Origin of the sequence: Brevundimonas sp. 357, assembly GCF_003938605.1 — a bacterium.
Lineage (GTDB): Bacteria > Pseudomonadota > Alphaproteobacteria > Caulobacterales > Caulobacteraceae > Brevundimonas.
In genome coordinates this window covers 32,045-54,899 of sequence record NZ_RHWX01000006.1, presented here as the reverse complement: position 1 = coordinate 54,899, position 22,855 = coordinate 32,045, and the positions used below count along the sequence as shown (strand labels likewise).

The window sequence follows — 22,855 nt, the reverse complement described above, 5'->3', positions numbered from 1 at the left end:
TCGCCTAGCGGCCTCCCAAGCCGAAGAACCGCAGGCCCATCTCGAACGCCGGTTCAACCGCCCCGCCCGTCAGCGGCAGCAGGGCGCCGATCGCCGCCGCCGCGCACACCACGGCCGTCAGCAGATAGAGGGCTAGACTGCGCCCCGCCTCGGGCCAGCTCAGCCGTCCCCACGCCGCGCGCCAGACGCCGCGCTTCAGATGGCCGAACACCGCCAACCCCAGAAAGACCGCCAGGATGAACCGCCCCGTCGACACGCCCCACCACACGGCCAGGCCGCCGATAAGCAGCAACACCACCTGCTCCAGCCGCGGATGCACTCGCGTCAGCACCGGGCCCAGCGCCTTGGACCCGTCCAGCGGCGGCGCAGGCAGCAGGTTCAGCAGATTGATCATGGCGATGAAGAAGGCGCCCATCAGCCATTCCGGCGACTTCATCGCCAGACCCACGGCCACGAAGGGGATCATGGCCAGAAGCCCGAACGCCGGTCCCGCCAGCGACACCAACACGCCGTGCCACTCGCTCTTCGGCTCGCGCTGGCCCTTCGCCAGCCCGCCCAGGAAGGGGATGATGTAGATGCGCGCCGGGCCCATGCCGACGCGGTTCATCGCCAGCACATGACCGTACTCGTGCACGAACAGGCCGAACAGCACCGCCCCCGCCACGACCCAGCTGCCGGTCAGGAACCACAGGAAACCCGCCATCAGCAGGGTCGAGACCACCGCCCAGACCGGGTGCTGGCCCTTGTCCTCCTGCGGCGCCTCATGGCGCGCGCTGTAGCGGGGCGTCTCGCGCGCGAGCGCAGGCGTCGTCTCTTCCGGCCGCGCATCCCAGGGTCCGGGTCTGCGGCCGCCGGGGGGAAGGGTGTTGTCTGTGTCGCTCATGGATTCGAACTGGGCGCACGGCGACGGCCCCGCAACGGGCCGCGTCGCCGCAGGGCCGTCAGATCAGCTCCACATCGACATGATGCCGCGCCTTGACCAAATCATAGCGCGCGGGCTTCGACGGCGGCGGCAGGTCGATCATCCGCTGCACCGCAAGCCGCGCCTTCTCCAGCATCTCGTCCGGAACTGTCACCTCGAACTGCATGTGCAGCAAGCAGTCGCGGATGTTCTCCAGCGTGATGCGCTTCATGTGCGGGCACAGGTTGCAGGGGCCGACGAACTCCACCTCGGGCACGTCGCCCTTGATGTTCGAGGCCATCGAGCATTCGGTGATCAGCACCACCCGCTTGGGCCGGCGTTGCTCGACATATTCGGTCATGGCGGCCGTCGAACCGGCGAAGTCAGCGGCGCGCAGGATCTCTTCGGGGCATTCGGGGTGAGCCAGCACCTCGGCGTCCGGCCAGGCGTCGCGCATGTCGGCGATGTCCTGCGTGGTGAAGCGCTTGTGCACCTCGCAGTGACCCGCCCAGGCGATGATGCCCACCGTCGTCTGGGCCGCCACATTGCGCGCCAGATATTCGTCGGGGATCAGGATGACCTTGTCGACGCCCCATTCCTTGGCCGCCCATTCGACGACCTGAACGGCGTTGGCGCTGGTGCAGCAGATGTCCGTCTCGGCCTTCACATCGGCCGTGGTGTTCACATAGGTGACGACCGGCAGGCCCGGATGCCGCTCCTTGATCAGCCGCACGTCCGCCCCCGTGATCGAGGACGCCAGCGAACAGCCCGCACGCAGGTCAGGGATCAGCACCGTCTTGTCCGGCGACAGGATCTTGGAGGTCTCGGCCATGAAGTGAACGCCCGCCTGAACGATCACCTTGGCGTCCGAGCGCGCGGCCTCCTTGGCCAGCCCCAGGCTGTCGCCGACATAGTCGCCTACGCCGTGAAAGATCTCGGGGGTCATATAGTTGTGGGCCAGGATGACCGCGTCGCGCTCGCGCTTCAGCCGGTTGATCTCGCTGATCAGTCGGGCCTGCTGCGGCCACTCCAGCGGGGTGACGTGGTCCTTGACCTTCTCCCACACCGGGGCGGTTTCTTCCGCCAGTTCCTGCGACAGACCGAAAGCGCCGTCCGCCATCGTCCCTACTCCCTCAACGACCGTCTGCGCGGCCCCGACTTATGCTCAAACTTAGCATAAGCAGGCGCAATGTAGGCTGTTCCGCACACGGCGCAAGGGAAATCGGCTCAGTCTTCCAGGGTGAACAAAGCGTCCAGCGGCACGCCCAGCGCCTGCGCCAGCGTCAGGGCCACCAGCACCGAAGGGGTGAAGACCCCGTTCTCCACCGTATTCACCGTCTTGCGCGACAGCCCGGCCCGGTCGGCCAGTTCCTGCTGCGTCAGGCCCGCCGCCGTGCGGACGGCCTTCAGCTTCACGACCAGACGCGGATCAGCCACCGGCGGCCCGCCGGTCCAGCTGCCAGTAACGCAGCCCCGCCGCCGAGGCCGTGACGAACATCAGCCCCGGCATGGCCGCCACCGCCGCCTGCGGCTTCCACAGGCCGAGGGCGAAGACGACCACCATCCCCGCCAGCGCCACGCCCAGGGCTGCGTTCAGCGCCGAACGCCGGAACGACAGGGTGAGTTCGTCCTCCAGCAGCCGCTTCAGCCTTCTGTCCGCGCGAATGTCGAAACCCGTGACCATCGACAGCAACAAGCCGGAAACCACCGGCGACAGTGCAGCCATGTGCCAATCGCCCGAATCCCCCTGCCCTCCGGCGATAGCCCACGCGGACTTCGTGCCCAGATAAACGAGAATGAGCGACGTCAACGGCATGATCGCCATCGACACAGCGCGCTTCTTCTGAACGCGGTCGCGATAGCCTTCCTTGGCGCGCTCCACCCGGATGGTGTCGGAATCCGGCCCATTGTGCATTCCGAGCACCGCCGAAGCGACGACAGCGCAGAGTCCGAGCAAGGCGAGGATAGCTCCAACGGTCGCTGCGTGCTCTTCGCTACGCTGGGCCAGAAATACACCGCAGAAAGCAACTGCAAGACCAACACCGCCCAGCGCCGCGATCATCCGCAGCCGCCTTACCCGACGCCGTTCGTTCGCCTTCGCTCTTTCGAGTTCGTCGCTCATCCGCCCCTCACATGACACCTACAGGTTACATATCACCTACGGGTTACATCGCAAGACCCCAACCTTCCTTCTCCCGCAAGGGGAGAAGGCTAGAACGCAATTTTCGTTCTCATGCGCCGCAGCATCGCCTAGACCGGGACACGCTTCATCCTCTCCTGCGCCGCCTGACCGAGATCATCGTGCAAGACACCGTCCGCCGCATCCTGACCGCCCGCGTCTATGACGTGGCCGAGGAGACCCCGCTCGACCCGCTGAAGCGGCTGTCGGCGCGGATCGGGCGCCCCGCCCTGCTGAAGCGCGAGGATCTGCAGCCGGTCTTCTCGTTCAAGATCCGCGGCGCCTACAACCGGATCGCAGCCCTCACGCAGGCCGAGCTGGTGCGCGGCGTCATCTGCGCCTCGGCGGGCAATCACGCGCAGGGGGTGGCGCTGGCGGCGGCCAGACGCGAGGCGGCGGCGACTATCGTCATGCCGACCACCACGCCGGGCATCAAGGTGGCGGCGGTTCAGGGGCTGGGCGGCCAGGTCGTGCTGCACGGCGAAAGCTTCGACGACGCCTACGCCCACGCCCGCGCGCTGGAGAAACAGACCGGCGCGACTTTCGTCCATCCCTTCGACGACCCCGACGTCATCGCGGGGCAAGGCACGGTCGGGCTGGAGATCCTGCGCCAGCACCCGGACCCCATCGACGCCGTCTTCATCCCCATCGGCGGCGGTGGGCTGGCGGCGGGGGTGGCGGCCATCGTCCGCTTTCTGCGGCCCGAGACGCGGCTGATCGGCGTCGAACCGGCCGAGGCCCCGACGATGAAGAGCGCCATCGAGGCCGGGCGCGTCGTCGATCTGGATCAGGTCGGCCTGTTCGCCGACGGGGTGGCCGTGCGCCGCGCCGGGTCCGAGACCTTCCGCCTGTGCCGCGACCTGCTGGACGAGATCGTTCTGGTCGACACCGACGCCATCTGCGCAGCGGTCAAGGACATCTTCGACGACGTGCGCGCAGTGGCCGAGCCGTCAGGCGCCGTGGCGCTGGCGGGCCTCAAGGCGTGGGCCGCGCGCCACCCCGGATCAGGCGCGCTGGTCGCGATCAACTCGGGCGCCAACGTCAACTTCGACCGCCTGCGCCACGTCGCCGAACGGGCCGAGATCGGCGAGGGCGCCGAGGCCCTGTTCGCCGTCTCCATGCCCGACCGGCGCGACGACTATCACCGCTTCTTGCGCAGTCTCGACGGCCGCTCGATCACGGAATTCAACTACCGCTGGTCCGGCGACGGCACGGCCCAGATCTTCGTCGGCGTGGCCCTGCGCGACGGCGCCGTCGAGCGCGAAAGCCTGCTCAGACACCTGACCGCCGACGGCTATTCCGTCGTGGACATGAGCGACAATGAGACGGCCAAGCTGCACGTCCGCCACATGGTCGGCGGCCGCACCATCGGCCTGCCGCACGAGCGGCTGCTGCGCTTTGAGTTTCCCGAGCGGCCGGGCGCCTTCCTGCGCTTCCTCAACAGCCTTCAGCCCGCCTGGGCCCTGACCCTGTTCCACTACCGCAACCACGGCGACGACGCGGGCCGGGTGCTGGCGGGCGTCAGCGTCCCCCCGGACCAGCAGGCGGCTCTCAACGCGGCGCTGGACGAACTGGGCTACCCCTACGTCGACGAAACGGACAACCCGGCCTGTCGCCTGTTCCTGGACGGCGCGTCCTAACCCCTCGGCCGAGCGACGCAGCGCCAGACGAACAGCACCGCGATCACCCCCATCGTCACAAAGGCCACCGCCCCGTGCGACATCTCCAGAAAGCCGGTCTGCCAGGGATGGGCGGCGCGCGTGGGGGCGTCGAACGTCCACCATGTATCCGAGCCCCTGACGCCGGCGCCCCTGCGGATCATCTCGCCGCCTAGACGCTCGGCCATGACCGGGCGCACCACCGCGTTCAGAACGACCGCGATCGCCAGCGGGATCACATACCAGAGGGAATCGATCAGGGCCTTGCGCCGCGGCGTCGTCATGCCCGGAACCAGAAAAGGCACGGCGGCCGATGTCAACGCCGCAGCGCCGGCTTCACGCCCGGCTGATCGCCTCGGCGATTTTCTCGGCCGGATGGCCGGCCAGGGCCTTGGGGATCTCGCCGACCAGTCGCTCCTCCAGCGTCTTGTGCCAATGCTTGCGCAGTTGGCCCAAGGTCTTGGGCGCGGCGATCACGGCCAGGGCCTCGATCTTGTTGGTGAGCGCCATGTGGTTCAGCGCCTCGGCCACGCCCATGGCGAAGCCGTCCTCGGCCTGGGTGTCGTTGTCGGGGTTGGCGTCGCTGGAACGGCGGCCCGGCGCGCCGGACAGGCGTTCGGGGATCTCGGGCGTCGCCATCGGCTTGAGCTGGATGTCGAGGTTGTGGCCGGTGTTGCGGAACAGGCTCAGCTTCTCGCCGTCGGCGACGGCGACCAGGGCCCCGTTGGGCAGGTTCATCATCAGACTCCAGAAATGAGCGCCGAAAGGGAGGGCGCTGTCAGTCTAGCGCAAACGCCCCTTGCACCGTTCCCTCCTGCGACGCTTCGTGCGCCAGCAGCCACCGCTTGCGTTCCAGCCCGCCCGCATAGCCGGTCAGGGTTCCATTGGCGCCGACAACCCGGTGGCAAGGCACGATGACGCCGATCGGATTGGCGCCGTTGGCCAGGCCCACGGCGCGCACGGCGGCGGGCTTGCCGATGGCCTGGGCCAGTTGACCGTAGCTCCACGTCCGTCCCGCCGGAATGGTCCGCAGCGCCGCCCAGACGGCGCGTTGGAACTCCGTGCCGCCCGTCTTCACGGCGAGGCCGTCCAACGCCGTCAGATCGCCGTCGAAATAGGCGGCGACGGCGCTCCGCACCGCTTCCGGCGCCCGCCCCGGCGTCAGCCGCGCCTCGCCGTAGTGGCGGGCCAGCAGCTTCATCATCCGCGCCTCATAGTCGGTGAAGTCGAAGGCGCGCACGGCGCCGTCCGCGTCCGTGACCAGCAGCACCTCGCCGACCGGCGTGGCGATGCGGTCCAGGGTGAAGGCTTCAGGCTGCGTCTTTTTCATCGTCGTTCTCCATGATTTGCGAGCCGTCGATCCCCGCCTCGCGCAGGTGCAGCACGCCATAGGCCCGCCAGGGCCGCCATTGCTCGGCCCGCCCCGCCAGCCGCTCGTCCTCAAGCCGGTCGCTGGCCATGTCGGCCGCCTCATCGCTCCAGAGGCCCGGCAGACGCAGCCCCGGCCGCGCCTCGACCAGCGGGGCCAGCATAGGGTCCGCCGACAGGTCGCGCCGGATCGCCTCGGGATCGGCCGACAGGTCGAACAGCCGCCGCACCCGCGCCAGCACCCCCGGCAAGGCCTTCAGGTCATCCAGCGCCGCCGTCACCGCCAGTCGGTTTTCCGCCTCGAACCGGGCCGAGACCTCGCCCGCCGCCCCGTCCGTCGCCGGGGCCAGAACGCGGCGCCAGACCCCGCCCTCGACCGTCTCGCCCTTCGCCTTCAGGGCGGTCAGCATGGCCTCGACCTCATAGGGCGGACGATAGGGCAGGCTCAGCCGCACGCCTCCATCCCACGGCCGCTCGGCCCGCGCCCGCAGCGCCGACGGCGGCCGTCCATACAGGGCCTGAAACGTCTCATTGAAGCGCCGCACGCTGCCGAAGCCGGACGCCATGGCGACCTCGGCCATCGGCAGATCGGTCTGGTGGATCAGGGCCTTGGCCAGCAGGACGCGGCGCGTCTGGGCCACGCTGACCGGGGCGGCGCCAAGATGCTGGCGAAACAGGCGGCGCAGGTGCCGCTCGCCCACGCCCAGACGGGCGGCCAGGGCGTCGACGTCGCCTTCATCGAGCGCGCCCGCCTCGATCAGGTTCAGCGCCCGGCTGACCGTATTGGACGTCCCGCGCCACGCCCCCATGTCGGGCGCCGTTTCGGGTCGACAGCGCAGGCAAGCGCGAAAGCCCGCCTCCTCGGCCGCCGCCGCGCTGGCGACGAAGCGCATGTTCTCGCGCTTGGGCGTCCGCGCCGGACAGACCGGGCGACAATAGATTCCGGTGGACTTCACGCAGGTGAAGAAGCGCCCGTCGAAGCGCGGGTCGCGCGTCAGGACGGCCCGGTAGCAGGCCTCCTGATCCAGCATGTCGCGGGCGTTTTCCATACCCGTAACATGCGCCCGCCGCGCCGCCCTGTCTCGCGGTTTTCGGACATGACGGCGCCGCAGCTCAACGGCTCACCCCTCGCGCGTCGTCGCAAGCCGCCAAACATAGGTCGCGATATTGACGACCAAGCTGATCGCCATCACCGCGAACACCCAGGTCAGCACCGTACCCAGCGTCAGGGCCGTGCCATCCAGGTCACGACTGGCCTCGCTCACCGCGCGCAGGGCGTCCAGATTGATGTTCGTCGCCCCGCCCTCGACGCGGGCGCTCGCCGCGCCCTGGGTCAGGGTGAGCCACCAGCCCGCATCGAACAGCCGCCACAGCACCCACAGCGCCGCGCCCGCCAGCGGGATCTTCAGCAGCCAGGTCAACCGCCCCTCGCGCCCGCGGATCAGGCTGACCGCGTCCACCGCCATGCCGCCGACGGCCAGGGCCAGGATGGGGCCGTAGAGGGCCGCCCACACCGGCGCCGCCTCGATCCCCACCGCGCCGCTTCTCAAGGAGAACTCGCCCAGGCCCGGAAAGCGGATCACGCCGATCCACCACATCACGAAGACGCCCCCGACGATCAGGGAGGCCAGCGCCTCCAGCCCCGGCTTGTCGTTCGCCGTCACGCCCCAGACGCGCGCGCCCTTCGGCAACCACTCAGCCTTGGCCTTCTCAGACCCCGACAGGGACGCGCCCCATTTCGCCGGATCCGCCAGACCGAAGGCCGACAGGTCGCGCACCCGCCATTTCGTCAACCACTTCGGCTTGATGTCGTAATGCTCCATAATCGCCCCGGCCAGGGTCAGCGCCCCCAGCAGGGTCAGCGCTCCGGAGAAGAAGCCGTGGAAGGCCTGGCTGATCGCCCGCCCGAAATCGGCCGGCGCGCCCAGCACGCTGATCAGCAGCCCCAGCGCCTGAACCGCCGCGATGACGATCAGCCCGGCCTTGGCCCCGAACAGCCAGTAGGGGAACAGCTCCGGGCCGATCAGGCTGTCCGGCCCCTTGCGATAGCGGGCGGCGACGATCAGCGGGTGGCCGATCTCGTGCAGGATCGCCTCCTTCTCCTCGTCGTTCAGCGCCCGGCCCAGCTCCTCCTCGCGCGCCTCGACGCGGCTCAGGATCAGGTCGCGCAGTTCGGCGACGATGTCCTCGCGGTCCTCGGTCGGCAGTTGCGCCGCCACGGCCTCCAGATAGCGTTCGATGATGTCCATCGCGCCCTCTCCCATCCCTTTTTAGAGAATTCGTTCCAGCGAGGCGTTGATGCCGCGCCATTCCTCGGTCAGGGCGGCCAGCATGGCCTCGCCCCCCGGCGACAGGACGTAGAAGCGCTTCTTTCGCTTCTCCTCCTCGCGCCATTCGCTGGTCAGCAGCCCCTGCCCCTCCAGCCGCCGCAGCAGGGGGTAGAGGGTGGATTCCTCCATCTCCAGCCCGTCCGCCGCCAGCGCCTGCCGCAGGGTGTAGCCGTAGCGTTCGGTCCGCAGGCAGGCGAGCACCGCCAGGACCAGCGTCCCGCGCCGCAGTTCCAGCCGCATCGTCTCGAACAGTTCCCGATCCACGTCGCCGCCTCACCTGCCGTCACATAGTGTGTGATACACAGTGTATGCGGCATACCGTATGAGACTGTCAACGACCTTCGCTATCTGACATCAGCGCATGATCGCCCGCAGAGGCGATCATCGGCGCCTAGAGATGTGAAAAGCGCCCGCCCTCGTCGGCGTCGACGACAATCGACAGGGAGACGTGCCGGGGCCGCGTCACGGCGAACAGCACCGCCTCCACGATGTCCCGATTGGTGGCGCGCTCGCCCTTGCGGCGCTCGGACGCAGTCTCCCACGCCTCTGCGCCCGGCTCGACGTCATCGAGATAGGGCGGGTGAACGACGAGGGATCGCACCGGCGTCCCGGCCAGCATCTGGGCGAAGCCTTCAGCAAGGGCGGCCTGCGCGCGCTTGGCGGCGTAAAAGGGCAAGGACGCGGTCTGGATCGCCGCGCCGGGCAGGCCGCTGATCGACCCGATGGTCACGATGTCCGGGCGGCTCGATCCGCGCAGCAGGGGCATCAGCCCCTGCGTCAGAAGGAAGGTTCCTGAGACGGCGGCGTTCACCACGCCGAGCACCTCTTCGGCACGATGGTCCTCCGCGCTCCCTTCGAGCCACATCGCCCCGTTGTTGATCAGGATGTCGACGACCTCGTGCTCGGCCTTCAGTTGCGCCACGGCCCGCGCCACGCTGGCGGCGTCGCCGAGATCGAGTTCAACGACAGTCGCCTGAAAACCCGTGCGCTCCAGAATGGTCGAGGCGACGCCCTCGAGCGCCTCGCGACGGCGGCCGCACAAGATCGGCCGGCACCCCGATTCGGCCAGACTGATGGCCAGGGCTGCGCCCAAGCCTCTGCCCGCGCCGGAAACGACGACCACGGAGCCTTCGAGGTTCTGCAGGGAAATCATGGAGGAAACACGCGCTTGCGACGGGAGATCACGCCCATAGGCCGGATAACGGCTTCAACCCATTCGTCATAAGGGCGCACCTGTTATCGGCGGAGAGAAGGTCGCTCGGCGATTGCGCCGCGCCTGCGCTTACCGCTGAGTTCTGGCTTAAAAGCGGAAGAAATGACGGCGCGACGCCGCTTCCCTTCCCCTCGGCTCCACGGTTAAGGTCGGCGTTCCGTAGGGGGAGTATTCTCATGCCGTATCGTCGCCGCGTCGCCTGTTCTCTGCTGGCGCTCAGCCTGGCCCTGGGCGCCGCGCCCGCCCTGGCGCAACAGAATCCGCCCGAACTTCTGGCCGTCGTCGGCCACGACAGCGGCGAGCGCATCACCCGCTCGGCCGACGTGCGCCGCTATTTCGAGGCGCTGCGGACCGCCAATCCCGACCGCATGGTCATGGGCGACTACGCCCAGTCGTGGGAAGGCCGCCCCCTGTTCTGGGCCGCCGTCGGCTCGCCGCGCAACATCGCCCGGCTGGACGCCATCAAGGCCGCGACCAACGCCCTGGCCGATCCGCGCAAGACCTCACCCGAACAGGCCCGCGCCCTGATCAACGACACCCCGGCCATCGTTTGGATGGCCTATTCCGTCCACGGCAATGAGATCAGCCCCGCCGACGCCGCCCTGATCGCCGCGCGCCGCCTGACCGACAGCCTCGACGCCGAGGCGCAGGGCTGGCTGGAGAACGTCGTGGTCGTCTTCGTCCCGACCCAGAACCCCGACGGGCGCGAGCGCTTCATCAACAGCTTCGAGGCGGGCCTCGGCGCCCAGCCCAACGGCGACCCCCTGTCGGCCGAGCGGGCCGAGCCGTGGCCGTCCGGCCGCTTCAACCACAATCTGTTCGACCTGAACCGCGACTGGTTCATCCAGTCCCAGCCGGAGACGCAAGGCCACTCGGCCCTGATCCGCGAATGGCGGCCGCAAGTGGTGGTCGATTCCCACGAGATGGGCACCGACTCCAGCTTCTTCTTCCCGCCCGAGGCCCAGCCGCTGAACCCCTGGATCTATCCGCCGATCCTGGACGCGCGCGAGCGGTTCGGCCGCAACACCGCCGGGCGCTTCGACCAGGCCGGGCTGGACTATTTCACCCGCGAGACCTTCGACGCCTTCTATCCCGGCTACGGCGACGGCTGGCCGGCCTATTTCGGCGCCGTCTCCATGACCTATGAGCAGGGCTCGTCGCGCGGTCTGCTGGCGCGCCGATCGTCGGGCGAAATGCTGACCTACGCCGACACGGTCAAGGGCCATCTGACCGCCACCCTGTCGACCATCGAGACCGCCGCCCGCGACCGCGAGAAGCTGCTCAGCGACTTCTACGCCTTCCACCGCGACGGGATCGCGGGCGGACGCGGCGCCTATGTCCTGTCGCGCTCCGCCGCCGCAGATCCGGCCGCGGCCGACAAGCTGGCGGGCCTGCTGGTGCGTTCGGGGCTGGAGGTCGGGCGCGCCACCGCATCCTTCTCCGCCTGCGGTCAGACCTATCAGGCGGGCGATTATATCGTGAACCTGGCCCAGCCCCAGCGCCGCATGGCCGAGACCCTGCTGGCCAAGGACGTACCGCTGGACGCCAAATTCCTGGCCGAACAGGAAGCCCGCCGCGCGCGCGGCCTGGGCGATGAGATCTACGACCTGACCGGCTGGTCCCTGCCTCTGCTGTTCAATGTGCCGAGCCAGCGCTGCACCGGCGCTCCCTCGGTCCAGACGGCCGCCGTCGGCCCCGAACTGATCCGCCCGGCCGCCGTGGCCCAAGGCGACGCGACCTACGGCTACGCCATCCATCCGGGCACGGCGGGGATGCGCTTCCTGACCGCCGCCCTGACCGACAAGCTGCCGGTCCGCTCGGTCGAGGAGCCCTTCACCCTGGACGGCCGCGCTTATCCGGGCGGAACCTTCATCGTGCCGCGCGCCGGCTCGCCCGCCGACCTGGACGAGCGCGTGCGCCGCCTGGCCGCCGGCAGCGGCGCCCAGGTGACTCCCCTGGCCACCTCCTGGGTCTCCAGCGGCCCCAGCGTCGGTTCGGACAAGGCCACCGTCATCGTCGCCCCGCGCGTCGCCATGGCCTGGGACGACCCGACCGAGCCGGAATCCGCCGGCTCCATCCGCCATGTGCTGGAGCGCGAATACGGCTGGCCGGTCACGGCCGTCCGCACCCGCCGCCTGGCGAACGCCGACCTGTCCCGCTACCAGGTGCTGATCCTGCCGTCCGGTGGAAACTATGAGCAGATCCTGGGCGAGAGCGGCGTCGCCAACCTGCGCGCCTGGGTCCAGGCGGGCGGCGTCCTGATCGGCGTCGGCTCGGCCAGCCGCCTGCTGACCGACCCCGATTCCAAGCTGCTGGAAAGCCGCCGCGAAAGCGCCGTCTCCGGCGACGGCGACAAGAGTGAGAAGGACGGCGGCAGCGAAATCGCCACCGACGCCGAATATTTGGCCCTGACCGGCCACCACGGCGGCGCGCCCGATCCAGTCGCCGGCGTCCTGGCCAGCGCCGTGGTCGACAACGAACACTGGCTGGGCGCGGGCGTCGCCCCGACCCTCAGCGTCATGGTGCGCGGCTCGGACATCTACACCCCGCTGGCCCGCGACCAGGGAACCAATGTCGTGCGTCTGGCCGGACCGGACCAGGTGTTGGCGTCCGGCCAGCTGTGGGCCGAAAACCGCCGTCAACTGGCCTACAAGCCCGTCGCCATGGCCTCCGAAGTCGGTCGCGGCCAGGTCGTCGCCTTCACCCAAGACGTGACCATGCGCGCCTTCCTGGAAGGGCTGAAGCCCTTGTTCCTCAACGCCGTCTTCCGCGGCCCGGCGCATACGTCAGGGACGAAGGGCGACTAACCGCCCTTCACCCCTTGTGGGAGAAGGCGGACGGCGAAGCCGGACGGATGAGGAGTCTGTTTGAGGTTTGACGAGAGGCCGAGGTTAAGGTCTCGCAACCCCTCATCCGACCTCACTCCGTTCGGCCACCTTCTCCCACAAGGGGAGAAGGAACAGCAGGCGGGCTTTGACACTCGCCCCCGCACAGGCTTTGCTGCCTTCACCCGCAGGGGAGTTGACCACGCATGACCGTCCAGACGCCGCAACCGCCCGCCGATGACGGCGACTGGACCCTGCTGCAAAGCCGGATCGACCGCAGCTTCTGGCAGTGGGATCGTCGCCCCGAGCCGGACGCGCCCGTCATCAGCCGCTTCGTCATCCTGCGCCCGCCCGAGCGCCTCGACTACGACACCTTCGACGAGGCCGAGGCCATGTTCGAGGCGATGGAGGATTGAGCCGCACCGCCTGGCCCGCCCTGTTGGCGAGCGCCGTCCTGCTCAGCGGCTGCGCCTCCACCGTGGGCGGCCTGCCCGTGCAGTGGCGCACCGACGGCCCGCCGGTCGTGACCGCTCCGTCCGGCGACTGCCCGACCCTCGACGGCGCCTACGACTCGACCGGCCAGGCCCAGGGCGACGAGACGAAGGCGGCGGCGCTTCAGTCCGTGCTCGGCCGTGAGCTGGGCCTTACGCGGCTGCTGGCCGTGAACGCCGAACCGGCCGCGACCGTGACCATCGCCCGCGCCGCAGGCGACGACGCCTGGCTCCTGTCCGACGCCCATGGCGAGGCTCTGTTGGCCGCCGATGGAGCGCCCGCCCCCCTGGACCCCGACTGGTCGGCCCATGGCTCCCGCGTCGCCGGTTGTGCAAACGGACGACTGTGGATCGGCCTCAGCGCCGTCCGCACCCAGTATGAGACCATGACCGAGACCCGCGCCCTCGGCGTCGTGTCCGTCGGCCCTGACGGCGGCCTGATCATCCAGACCCGGACAGAGCGCCGCCATTACGCCTTCCTGCCCTGGCCCTCCGTCCAGCGCAGCGCGATCCGCTACGATTTCCCGGCGATCACTGCGCCCGCGTCGCCAACGGCGGGGCGGCCGTAACGCTCCAAGCCCGGGGAGCGACCAAAGGCCTGTCGCACTTCGCCTCGACCACCCGCCCCTCCTGCGTGCTGTAGCGCACAGGCGAGGCGGACGCGCAGCGCGCCTGGACGGCGAAGAACATGGCCGTCGCGTCCGCCATCGGATCATGGCCCTCGACCTTCGCCAGCAAGGGATCCCCCGACAGCACGCCGCACTTGTCGCCCGTATCCAGCCGCACGCCCTTCTCGGTCCGATAGAAGCCTGTGCTCCCCCCGCTGCAGTTCTCGCCGTTCAGGTGGAACAGGGCCGCCGCGCGGTACTCGTCCGGCGAAGGCTTTTCCTCCAGGGTGACGCCCAGCGTCGCCAGCCGCGCGGCGACGCCGCCCCAGCGCGTCGCCCCTGAACCGTCCATCAACAAAGCCACCGCGCGTTCGCCCTCGGGTCGCGCGCGGAACTCGGCGACGCCGTAGCCGTCGCCCGCCATGCCCTGATCCAAAATGTCCTTCCACAGGTCGAAAACGTCCCGCGCGCCTGACGACGCTTGGCGCGTCTCCAGATCGGCCAGCCACTGCACCACCGTCCCGCAATCATAGACCGCCGACCCCGAGCGCAGCCGCGCCGGGTCGTAATCGCGGTCGCCCAGCGCCTTCCGGCACCCGTTCAACCGTTGCGACAGGGCCTCATGCGCCGCCGTCTCCGTCACCGCGCCGGTGAAGACCGCCGCCGCCCAGGCGCCGTATTCAGCCGCACCCTCATGCAGCCAGGGCGCGGCCTCGCCGTCCCGGTTCTCCAGCCGATGTCCGTTCCACAGATGAAAGGTCTCATGCCAGACGAAGGTCGCCAGGCCGGCCGCCACGTGCGCTGGCGGTTCGTCCCAGGCCGCCCCGTGAAACCGGGTCGAGATGACGCCGCTGTCGCTCACGTCGCCACGGAAATCCACCGGCCCCAGACTGTCGGTCGTCACCAGCAGCACCGGCTCATACGGCAGATCCCGTCCCAGCCGCGCGCCGAAGAAGGCTTGGGCCGCGAAGAAGCCGTCGCGCATGATCCCAGCCAAGGTCGGCGATACGGTCTCGCCGATCACCAGCTTGGCGCCTGGATAGGTCTCGACCTGGCTTTGAGGGCCGAGATAGACAGAGCCCCTCTCCGCCTTCGTCGTCGGCAGGGTCGTCTCGCCCGCCGCCGGGCGCGCGGTCAGCTCGGCGTCCATGCCCCGCAACGCCACGGCGGGTCCGTACAGGATGCTTCCCGATCCGATCCGCGACAAGGCAAGGTAGCCGCGGTCGCGCTCGGTCGTATCGGGCGTGATCAGAATCTCGAAGGACTGGAACGGCGCCTCGCCCTCGACCGCCCCATCCGTCAAGGTCAGGCCTGGCGTCGTCATAGTCCACTCGGTGCGGACGATGTTCTGATTGAGGAACGCCGCGCGCGTCGTCGGCTCGGCCAGGCGCCAGGTCACGGCCACTCCGCCGGGCGCCGAGCGCGCCTCGACCGTCGCCGCCTGCTGGGCCTGGGCGGGCGCCGCTGCGCCGCAGGTCATGGCCGCGACCGTCGCCATCGCGGCGGCGGCACGCAGAATCGTCTTGTTCATGGTCGCTTCCCTTATGCCCCGTGGGGAAGCTTGGCCTCGGCGCGCGCGCCTCGTCAACCGACGTTCAGTCTGAAGTTTCGACCTCTCCGCCCTGGACGATGCGGACCACGGCCAGGTCGGCCGTGACGTTGCCCAGGGTGCGGAAGATGTCGGGCACGACCTCGACCGCCAGCAACAGGGGAAGCAGCTCCAACGGCACCCCCATGGCGATGCAGATCGGGGCGATGGAGGCGAAGAAGCTGGCCTGCCCCGGCAACCCCACCGTGCCGATCGAGATCAGCACCGCCGTCAGCATGGCCGCCAGAAGCTGCCCCGCCGAAGGCTCCAGCCCGAACAGATGGGCGCAATAGATGGCCACGCCCAGATTGGCGACCGGGCTGGTGATGCGGAACACCGCCACCGCCAGCGGCAGGACCAGGCCCGCCGTCGCCCGCTTGACGCCCAGTTCGTCGACCGCCCGCTCGACCATGACCGGCAGGCTGGCCAGCGACGACTGGGTCGAGAAGGCCACCACCTGCGCCGGGGCCGCCGCCCGCGCGAACCGGCCCAGCGACACCCGACCGAAGAGGACCGCCAGCGGATAGAAGATCAGGCCGATGCCGATGCAGGCGAGCGAGATCAGCGCCACATAGTGCAGCAGCACCCCCGCTGCGCTGGCCCCCGCCGTCAGCCCCACCCCGATCGACAGGGCGAAGACGCCCAGCGGCGCCGCCTTCAGCACCCAGCGGACAATGACGATCATCGTCTCGCCCACCGCCTCGAAGAAGGTGATCAGCGGAACCCGCAACCGCTCGGGCAGGCCCGACGCCGCGAAGCCGAAGAAGACCGCGAACACCACCATGCCCAGGATGGCGTCCTCGGCCGCCGCACGGATCGGGTTGGACGGGGCGATGGTCTTCAGGAACTCGCTGAACGGCGCGCCCGCGCCCAGCCCCTCGGCGCCCTCCGGCTTGATCGCCAGCAACAGGCGCGCGCCTTCCGGGTCGATCGGCCACAGGGCGTGCAGGCCATAGGCCGCCGCCACCGCATAGATGGTCGCAAAGACGATCAGCCCCCCGAACCACGACACCGCCTTCAGCGCCAGCCGCCCGGTCCGCGCCGCATCGGCGATGGAGGCGATGCCCGTCACAAGCAGGCTGAACACCAGGGGGATGATCGTCATCCGCAGCGCATTCAGCCACAGCTGGCCCAGCGCCTGGATGAAGTCCGCCGTGACATGGCCGCCCGGCAGACCCCAAGTCTGCGCCGCCGCCCCGGCCAGCAGGCCCAGCACAAGCGACAGCAGCACCATCGTGCTGAGGGAGGTCAGAAAGGAGCGCGCCGATTTCATATCGGCCACGCTAGCAGCCGCCGCGCCGCGCGCCAGCGGAAATCAACCCTCTTCCCTCGTCACCCTCGGGCTTGTCCCGAGGGCCCAGGGTTCCTCTTGGCTTGGCGCGGGATGTGGAGGCGCCGGTATGAAAACGACGCGCCCTTGAGCTTGCAGCCGCCGTGGCCCCTCGGGACAAGCCCGAGGGTGACGGTGTTGGACCGCAGCGTCCTACTTCGGCGCGCCCGAGTTGGCCGGGTCCAGCGGCAGGCCCGCCGCCTGACGCGCCTTCATCACCCGCAGCCAGCCGTGCATGGCCTCTGAATCCAGCCCGTGCATCATCAGCCGATAGCCCGCCTGCAGCGTCGACAGCGCCACCAGCGGATGGCCGTTCTTGACGAAGGCCATGTGATAGCTCGTGCCCAGGATGCGGGCGATATAGATGGCCATCACCTCGTCCAGCTGCAGCGAACTGGACGCCCGCACGAAGTCGTCGCGCGGCAGCATCAGCGCATAGATGGGAGTGTAGAACTCCACCGCCGTCTGCACGTCGACGAAGTTGTGCCACTTGCGCGGAAACTCCTCGAACGGCGGGAATTCGTCCGAGATCATGGAGAAGTCGATCCGCTCGGGCGGCATCAGCTCCCGCCCTTCGGCGCGCAGGGCGGCGTTCATCTCGATGACGAAGTTGAAGATGTTCAGGTCGTGCTGAAGGAACAGGTCCGGCTCGATGTCCTTCAGCCGCGTCGGCGTCAGGGGCCACTTCGTCACCTTGTCGCCCACGCCCGCGTTCTCGCGCACAAAGGCGGTCAGCTCGGACCCGACGTGGAAGTGACGCAGGATCACCCGGTTGCCCTCGGGCGTCACAAAGGTCCGCAGGCCCCAGTGGATGGTCTTGTGCAACAGGCCGTTCAGGTTCGGATATTTGGGCGAGATGACCCGCAGCACCTTCACCAGGCAGAAGAACAGGAACACCAGCGGCCGCGCCACCGGGAACAGCCAGCGCCGCGACCGCGATCGCGCGCCCAGCAACAGGTCGCGTTTGGCCCCGTCGTCGATCGGCAGGCTGTGATCCAGATACAGCGCCATCCACGGATCGGGATCCTTGGGATCGAACCGCGCGGGGTCGAACGGATCCTCCCCCGGCTTGAAGTATCTCACGCCGCGATCTCCTCGATCTGCAAGGCGTAGAGGCGAGCCGTCACCTTGGCCGTCGTCACGATGCGTTCGGCGATGAAGGGATCGGGCAGCACCATGCCCAGCATCTCCTCGAACTCCTTCATGTGCTCGGCGTCGTTGTCGCCATGATACAGCAGAAAGCGCACCGCCTCGTCGGGCAGCGCCAGCCGCTCCTGCACCTTCAGGCCCCACGGCCGCGCCTTGATCGAGCCCAGCCCCTCGATGATGAACATGGCGCCCAGCAGGCCGAAGGGGTCGGGCTTCGACGCCTCATGGAACATCCAGGCCGACAGGGCCTCAGACCCCACGTTCTTCGGCGCCGACTGAATGTCTTCCAGCGCCCCGCCCGAGGCTGTGAAATCAGCCTCCAGCAGGCGGAAGTCCCGATGCTCCGTCACCGCATGGCGCATCAGGGTCGAGCGCAGCTCCAGATGGTTCTCGCCGATGTTGGAGGCCGCCCGGCTCATCCACAGCGCCCCGTCCTTCACCTGCTGGCGCAGGTTGATCAGAAAGGCGTGATAGTCGGCGACCTCGAACCGCCCGCGCGTCAACTTGCGGATCAGCGGCGTCGCCTCCAGCCGCTGTTCAAAGTCGGCGAAGACCACCGCCAGCTTCCGTAGGGTGTCGGCGACCGCCGCCTCGGCCAGTTGTTCCGCCATCACACAATCTCCAGCATCATGAAGCCGATCATCGCCCGCCCGCTCTCGGGCACGATGCACAGCACCCTGTCTCCACGCTTGCCGCGTCCCGACTTCAGGAAGGCGTCCAGCATGACCCAGATCGAGGCTGAGCCGACATTGCCGCTGTCGGCCAACGTCGTGAACCACTTCTCTTCCGGGATCATCGCGGCGGTGCTTTCCAGCAGGCCGACGATCTCCTGACGCAGCGACCGCGCCGAGTAGTGACACAGCAGGTGGTCGACCTGATCCGGGACGATCCTTCCGGCGTCCACCTTCTCCAGCCAGACGCCGATCCAGGCGCGGATGACGATCTTCAGCAGGTCGAAGTCCTGCAACAGGGCCACCGCCCCCGCCGCATGAGCGGCCACAGGGCCTGCGTGGCTCCAGGCGCTGGTCATGTCGGCGCGCGCTTCCGGCGTCGATCCGGCCCACATGCAGGGATCGAAGCGCCCGGCCAGCGACGTCATGTCGATCCACTCGACCTTCAGGCTCAGGCCGTCGGGCTTGGGCCTCGGCTCCATCACCACGGCGCCCGCCCCGTCCGACAGGGTGAAGCGCAGGAAATCCGCCTCGATCCGCGCCCGCCCCTTCTCGTCCACCAGCGCGGTGCCCTCATAGAAGGCCGGCCGGAACCAGCGCGATGAAAACTCCCCCGCACAGGCGGCGGCCACGTCCGCCTCCCCCGCGCGCACGCTCAGCCACGCCCCCTTGGCCGCCATCAGGGCGCTGGCGCAGACCGACTGATAGCTGAACGCCTCCAGCGGCCCCGCGCCCAGTTCGGCCTGAACCGCGCTGGCGTGACCGGGCACCAGATAGTCGCCCTGCGTCGCCGCCGCGCCCAGATGCTGCAGATCGCCGAGGCTCAATCCCGCCCCATCCAGCGCCGCCCGCACGGCGTCCGCGCACATGGAGGCGTTGGAATGAAACGGCGCCCCCTCGGCGTTCAGGGCGTAATGCCGCCCCTCGATCCCGTTCCAGCGCAGGGCGCGCCGCCCCACGGCGGACGCCCGCCCGCCGATGCGGCCGATGAAGTCCTCCATCCGATCATTGCCGATCCGCTCGCCGGGCAGGACGGCGCCGGTCCCGGTGATGAAGACGTCACGAAGCTCACTCATGGCGCGAAGCTTGGCGACCCGCCCCGCTTCGCACAACCCAGAAACTGCCGTTTCAAAAGCAGAAAGGGCGACGGACCGAAGTCCGCCGCCCCCTCCTCAACCTGAAATCAGGTCAGGCTTAGAACGGACGATAGTTGAAGCTCAGGAAGAAACGACGTCCGAACAGGTCGAAGTTGTCCGAGGTCGTATTGCCCAGCCAACGCGCCGGCTCAGCGTCGAACGCGTTCACCACGCCCGCGCGGATCGTCAGATTGTCCCGCGCCGCCCAGCGGACCGAGAAGTCGTGCTGGGAGAAGTCGCCCGTCTCCAGGTACTTCGAGGTCGCGTACAGGTCCGGGTTATCCCGCATGTTGTCGATGTCGAGGATTTCCTGGCTGGCCTGCCAGTCCCAAGCCCAGGAGAAGGCCAGGGTCGAGGTCGGCGACCAGGTTACGGTCGAGAGGAAGCGCACGCGTGGATTCCCGACAGTGTCCTCATTGATGTCCGCATCCGACGGATCCTCAATGTTGACGAAGTCGTGCTGCTCGATCAACCAGTTGCCGCGGACCGAATGACTGAATTCGCCCCACGGACGACCGAAGAACTCCGGCAGGTCAGTGCGGTAGGAGACCGTGAAATCCACACCCTTGGCCGTCAGCGCCGCATAGTTCAACGAGCCCTGAACGAAACTCGTGACCAGGAAGGACGTGGCGTCGCGGGTCTGGGTGGCGCACGCGCCGGTGTTCACAGCGTCACCGTTCACGCACTGATTTGCCGCGTCCTGCGCCGTCACCGCGTCGATCGCATCGCTGATCTCGATGTCATAGTAGTCCATTACGACCTGCAGGTTCGGCAGCAGGAAGTCAGGAGTCCAGACGCCGCCAACTGTGAAGCTCTCAGAAGTTTCAGGCTTCAGCAGGCGGTTGCCGCCCGCCAGGCCCGTCACTGAGCCGCTGCCATAGTTTGGCAGATAGGCGTTGGCCGCAGAGGGATCCGCAAAGCTCAGATCCAGGCCCGCCGCCTTGGCCAGAGCGCCGCAGTTGGCAATACGGTTCGTAGCGATCGAACGGTCAGCCAGGTTATTGATGACCGTAGCGCTGCAGGGATCAACAAAACCGTTTGCGAAGGTCTGGCTGTAGGGGTCATGCGTCTCGGCCAGGTTCGGAACGCGGATCGCGGTTGCGGTCGTGGCGCGGAACATGAATTGATCGACCGGACGCCATTGGAATTGAGCGCTGTAGGTGTCCTGCTTGCCGACGTGCGAGTAGTCAGAGAAGCGATAGGCGCCGCTGATCTCAGCCGAGCGGCCCAGGACGGAGTCGCGCAGCAGCGGAATGCTGACTTCAGCGAAAATGTCGTTGGTGTCGTAGCTGGCTTCCGGGAAGTCCGGCCCCGCGTTCAGGAACAGATACCGGCCCGCACGATCGCGGTCGCGACCGGTGCCGCTGGTGAGTTCCTTGCGGTATTCATAACCGATCGATGCGCCGATCGGGCCGGCGCCCCAGAAGTCCCACAACTTGCCCGAAGCATAGGTCATGAAGTCGTGCTGCTTGTTCTGATCCGTGACCGTGACCGAGGCCTGGATGTACTCCAGGGCTTCCTGGCTGAAGCCGCCCGGACCAAAGACGCGGATCGGCGCGCACTCGTCGATGACCGCGCCCTGACGCGAGTAGGTGGTGGTCACGCCGCCGCTGGTCACGCGGGCGTCCGGCACGGCGACGCCCCGCGCCTTCATCAGTTGCACGCGGCAGACGACCTCGCCCGCACGCCCGTTGACGATGCCCGCGGTGTCGACCACGGCGTCCACGGCGGCCTGATAGCGGACAACGTCCACGCCCAGTTCGCGGTTCTTGTTGTTCATCTCGCCATAGGTGTAACCGGCTTCCCAGTTGACGTCCTTGACGAAACCGATGTCACCCAGATCACCACGCAGACCAACGACGTAGCGCTGCAGGTCGCGGTTGTTCAGTTGATTGCGGGCCGGGCCGTATAGCTTGTGCTGCGCGCGCGCGTCGGCGACGTTGCCTGTCAGGACGCCGGCCGAGTTGTATACGTCACGACGATTGTTCTGGATCGCAGTACGCACGTTTTCCGGCAGGTAGGCGTTATCCAGACCGATCTCGAACGCCGAGGTGCTGGTGATGGCGCCCATGGTGTTCGGCGCCAGCTGGCGGATGTTGAAGTCATGGAAGACGCGCTGGCCGGCGTCGTAGGTTTCTTCCTCGACATACTTGGCTTCAGCGAACAGTTGAATGTTGTTCGTGATGTCGAAGTTCAGGCCCGTCTGGAAGCGGTAATTGGTCGATTCCGGCAAGCGGCTGGCCTGGCCCTGCTCGGTGTTCGACACCTGGCCTTCGCCGCCGTTGCTGGTGGTGCGATTGATGCCCGTCCCCTGACGGATCGAACCGAAGGTGACGCCGCGCGACACGCCGTTTTCATCGTAGAGATAGGCGTTGTCCGGGCGGTTGTCGGGCGCCAGGCCGAAGCAGTTGGCGGCGAAGGAGGTCGACGAGCAGCTACCGAACGGCACGTCTGGATCGCTGGACAGGCTGGGCTTCACGCCGGTGGCCAGCACGGTCATGCCGCCAAAGTTGGTGCCGCGGATGTAAGTGCGGGCATTGCGGATCAGGATCTGGTCCGGCACGCCGTCCGACGGCGCCGAGGCCGGATCGGAGTCATTGCCGATCAGGGCCCACGATTCACGACGCCAGTCGACATCCGAATCCAGCACCTCGTCGCTGCGCTGATACTCGCCCGATACGTAATAGTTCAATCGGTCGTTCAGGAGGTTCTGGCCCCACAGCACCGACAGACGCTGGCTGAGCTGGTGGTCCTGGTTGATCTCGGCGATTGATCCGTCGATCTCCAGGCCGTCAAAATCCTTGCGAAGAACGAAGTTGACCACGCCCGAAACGGCGTCAGCGCCGTAAACGGCGGCGGCGCCGCCGGTGATCACTTCCGTACTGGCGACCAGCAAACGCGGAATGGTGTCGACGTCCACCGACAGACCGCCCGGCGACGAGCCCACGTGGCGACGGCCGTCAACCAGGGTCAGGGTGCGCACCGAACCCAGACCGCGCAGGCTCAGCAGCGACAGACCGCCGTCGTTCAGGTTCGAACCAGTGGTGTCTTCCGGCACGACAGAAGTCGACAGGGCGGGAATATCAGCCAGGAAGTCGATGACGTTGACTTGTCCCGACTGCATCAGCTCCTCTTGGCCGATCTGGATCAGCGGCGTGGGCGAGTTGGCCGGGCTACGGCGAATGCGCGAACCGGTGACCACGATCTCGTCGACCTGGCTCACCTGTTCGTCCTGGGCGTAGGCGACGGTCGGCGCGACGGCCATGCCGCCAGCGATCGCCATACCGGCGATCAGAGTCGATCCCAACAGCTTATTTTTGCTGAGCATTTTTGTTTTTCCTAGACGCGTTGCAAGACCCCTCGTCCGCAACGCGCGACTTTTCCGCTCGAACGCCTCCGCTGCGCAAG

At 68.1% G+C, this 22,855-nt stretch carries 21 protein-coding genes; 4 read left to right on the top strand and 17 right to left on the bottom strand.

Going from position 1 to position 22,855, the window contains the following annotated elements; translation table 11 throughout:
• Positions 1 to 4: 4 nt before the first annotated feature.
• The 4 genes from EGK63_RS06855 to EGK63_RS06840 all read right to left on the bottom strand — a co-directional run bounded on the left by EGK63_RS06855 (position 5) and on the right by EGK63_RS06840 (position 3,023).
• Complete coding sequence (locus EGK63_RS06855) at positions 5 to 883, bottom strand: metalloprotease (RefSeq protein WP_125900538.1); 879 nt, start codon at positions 881 to 883, stop codon at positions 5 to 7.
• A gap of 58 nt (positions 884 to 941) precedes the next feature.
• Positions 942 to 2,021 (bottom strand): quinolinate synthase NadA, encoded by a 1,080-nt coding sequence (gene nadA, locus EGK63_RS06850; protein WP_125900537.1) that lies wholly within the window; start codon positions 2,019 to 2,021, stop codon positions 942 to 944.
• A 107-nt stretch (positions 2,022 to 2,128) separates the two neighbouring features.
• On the bottom strand, positions 2,129 to 2,338 hold the full coding sequence (locus EGK63_RS06845) for a helix-turn-helix transcriptional regulator (protein ID WP_046652219.1): 210 nt from the start codon (positions 2,336 to 2,338) through the stop codon (positions 2,129 to 2,131).
• Positions 2,331 to 3,023 carry a hypothetical protein gene (locus EGK63_RS06840; protein ID WP_125900536.1) on the bottom strand — a complete coding sequence of 231 codons (693 nt, stop codon included), beginning with the start codon at positions 3,021 to 3,023 and terminating at the stop codon, positions 2,331 to 2,333. The genes EGK63_RS06845 and EGK63_RS06840 overlap by 8 nt, the downstream gene beginning before the upstream one ends.
• Before the next feature lie 176 nt (positions 3,024 to 3,199).
• Here EGK63_RS06840 and ilvA point away from each other — a divergent pair, with 176 nt between their 5' ends.
• Positions 3,200 to 4,720 carry a threonine ammonia-lyase, biosynthetic gene (gene ilvA, locus EGK63_RS06835; protein WP_371412935.1) on the top strand — a complete coding sequence of 507 codons (1,521 nt, stop codon included), beginning with the start codon at positions 3,200 to 3,202 and terminating at the stop codon, positions 4,718 to 4,720.
• Here the strand turns inward: ilvA and EGK63_RS06830 are convergent.
• The 7 genes from EGK63_RS06830 to EGK63_RS06800 form a co-directional block, all read right to left on the bottom strand.
• The gene (locus EGK63_RS06830) at positions 4,717 to 5,022 is read right to left on the bottom strand and encodes a hypothetical protein (protein WP_125900534.1); all 306 of its coding nucleotides are present in this window, start codon (positions 5,020 to 5,022) and stop codon (positions 4,717 to 4,719) included. The two genes, ilvA and EGK63_RS06830, sit on opposite strands and share 4 nt — an antisense overlap.
• A gap of 52 nt (positions 5,023 to 5,074) precedes the next feature.
• Positions 5,075 to 5,476 carry a host attachment protein gene (locus EGK63_RS06825; RefSeq protein WP_243637607.1) on the bottom strand — a complete coding sequence of 134 codons (402 nt, stop codon included), beginning with the start codon at positions 5,474 to 5,476 and terminating at the stop codon, positions 5,075 to 5,077.
• Between the two features lie 40 nt (positions 5,477 to 5,516).
• On the bottom strand, positions 5,517 to 6,068 hold the full coding sequence (locus EGK63_RS06820) for a methylated-DNA--[protein]-cysteine S-methyltransferase (RefSeq protein ID WP_125900532.1): 552 nt from the start codon (positions 6,066 to 6,068) through the stop codon (positions 5,517 to 5,519).
• On the bottom strand, positions 6,049 to 7,155 hold the full coding sequence (locus EGK63_RS06815; RefSeq protein ID WP_125900531.1) for a bifunctional transcriptional activator/DNA repair enzyme AdaA: 1,107 nt from the start codon (positions 7,153 to 7,155) through the stop codon (positions 6,049 to 6,051). Before EGK63_RS06815 ends, EGK63_RS06820 begins: the two co-directional genes overlap by 20 nt.
• Before the next feature lie 72 nt (positions 7,156 to 7,227).
• Positions 7,228 to 8,355, bottom strand: coding sequence for a hypothetical protein (locus EGK63_RS06810; protein ID WP_125900530.1), 1,128 nt, complete (start codon positions 8,353 to 8,355; stop codon positions 7,228 to 7,230).
• A 21-nt stretch (positions 8,356 to 8,376) separates the two neighbouring features.
• The gene (locus tag EGK63_RS06805) at positions 8,377 to 8,676 is read right to left on the bottom strand and encodes a PadR family transcriptional regulator (RefSeq protein WP_046652788.1); all 300 of its coding nucleotides are present in this window, start codon (positions 8,674 to 8,676) and stop codon (positions 8,377 to 8,379) included.
• 151 nt (positions 8,677 to 8,827) lie between these two features.
• The gene (locus EGK63_RS06800; RefSeq protein WP_207896351.1) at positions 8,828 to 9,589 is read right to left on the bottom strand and encodes an SDR family oxidoreductase; all 762 of its coding nucleotides are present in this window, start codon (positions 9,587 to 9,589) and stop codon (positions 8,828 to 8,830) included.
• Between the two features lie 236 nt (positions 9,590 to 9,825).
• On the opposite strand from EGK63_RS06800, the gene EGK63_RS06795 reads away from it, so the two are divergent.
• The 3 genes from EGK63_RS06795 to EGK63_RS06785 all read left to right on the top strand — a co-directional run bounded on the left by EGK63_RS06795 (position 9,826) and on the right by EGK63_RS06785 (position 13,534).
• A complete protein-coding gene (locus EGK63_RS06795) occupies positions 9,826 to 12,456 on the top strand; it encodes a M14 family metallopeptidase (protein ID WP_125900529.1) in 2,631 nt (876 codons plus the stop codon).
• A gap of 224 nt (positions 12,457 to 12,680) precedes the next feature.
• A complete protein-coding gene (locus tag EGK63_RS06790; RefSeq protein WP_125900528.1) occupies positions 12,681 to 12,890 on the top strand; it encodes a hypothetical protein in 210 nt (69 codons plus the stop codon).
• Positions 12,887 to 13,534, top strand: a complete 648-nt coding sequence (locus EGK63_RS06785; protein WP_125900527.1) for a hypothetical protein — start codon at positions 12,887 to 12,889, stop codon at positions 13,532 to 13,534. Before EGK63_RS06790 ends, EGK63_RS06785 begins: the two co-directional genes overlap by 4 nt.
• Here the strand turns inward: EGK63_RS06785 and EGK63_RS06780 are convergent.
• From EGK63_RS06780 to EGK63_RS06755, 6 genes are all read right to left on the bottom strand, one after another.
• Positions 13,497 to 15,104 carry a hypothetical protein gene (locus tag EGK63_RS06780; RefSeq protein WP_125900526.1) on the bottom strand — a complete coding sequence of 536 codons (1,608 nt, stop codon included), beginning with the start codon at positions 15,102 to 15,104 and terminating at the stop codon, positions 13,497 to 13,499. The genes EGK63_RS06785 and EGK63_RS06780 overlap by 38 nt on opposite strands.
• 64 nt (positions 15,105 to 15,168) lie before the next feature.
• Entirely contained in the window at positions 15,169 to 16,434 is a 1,266-nt protein-coding gene (locus EGK63_RS06775) for a dicarboxylate/amino acid:cation symporter (RefSeq protein WP_125900657.1), read from the bottom strand.
• A gap of 210 nt (positions 16,435 to 16,644) precedes the next feature.
• A complete protein-coding gene (locus EGK63_RS06770) occupies positions 16,645 to 17,574 on the bottom strand; it encodes a hypothetical protein (protein ID WP_125900525.1) in 930 nt (309 codons plus the stop codon).
• Positions 17,571 to 18,311 carry an iron-containing redox enzyme family protein gene (locus EGK63_RS06765; RefSeq protein WP_125900524.1) on the bottom strand — a complete coding sequence of 247 codons (741 nt, stop codon included), beginning with the start codon at positions 18,309 to 18,311 and terminating at the stop codon, positions 17,571 to 17,573. The genes EGK63_RS06770 and EGK63_RS06765 overlap by 4 nt, the downstream gene beginning before the upstream one ends.
• On the bottom strand, positions 18,251 to 19,387 hold the full coding sequence (locus EGK63_RS06760; RefSeq protein WP_125900523.1) for a beta-ketoacyl-ACP synthase III: 1,137 nt from the start codon (positions 19,385 to 19,387) through the stop codon (positions 18,251 to 18,253). Before EGK63_RS06760 ends, EGK63_RS06765 begins: the two co-directional genes overlap by 61 nt.
• 118 nt (positions 19,388 to 19,505) lie before the next feature.
• Positions 19,506 to 22,775 carry a TonB-dependent receptor domain-containing protein gene (locus tag EGK63_RS06755; protein WP_125900522.1) on the bottom strand — a complete coding sequence of 1,090 codons (3,270 nt, stop codon included), beginning with the start codon at positions 22,773 to 22,775 and terminating at the stop codon, positions 19,506 to 19,508.
• Positions 22,776 to 22,855: the final 80 nt, after the last annotated feature.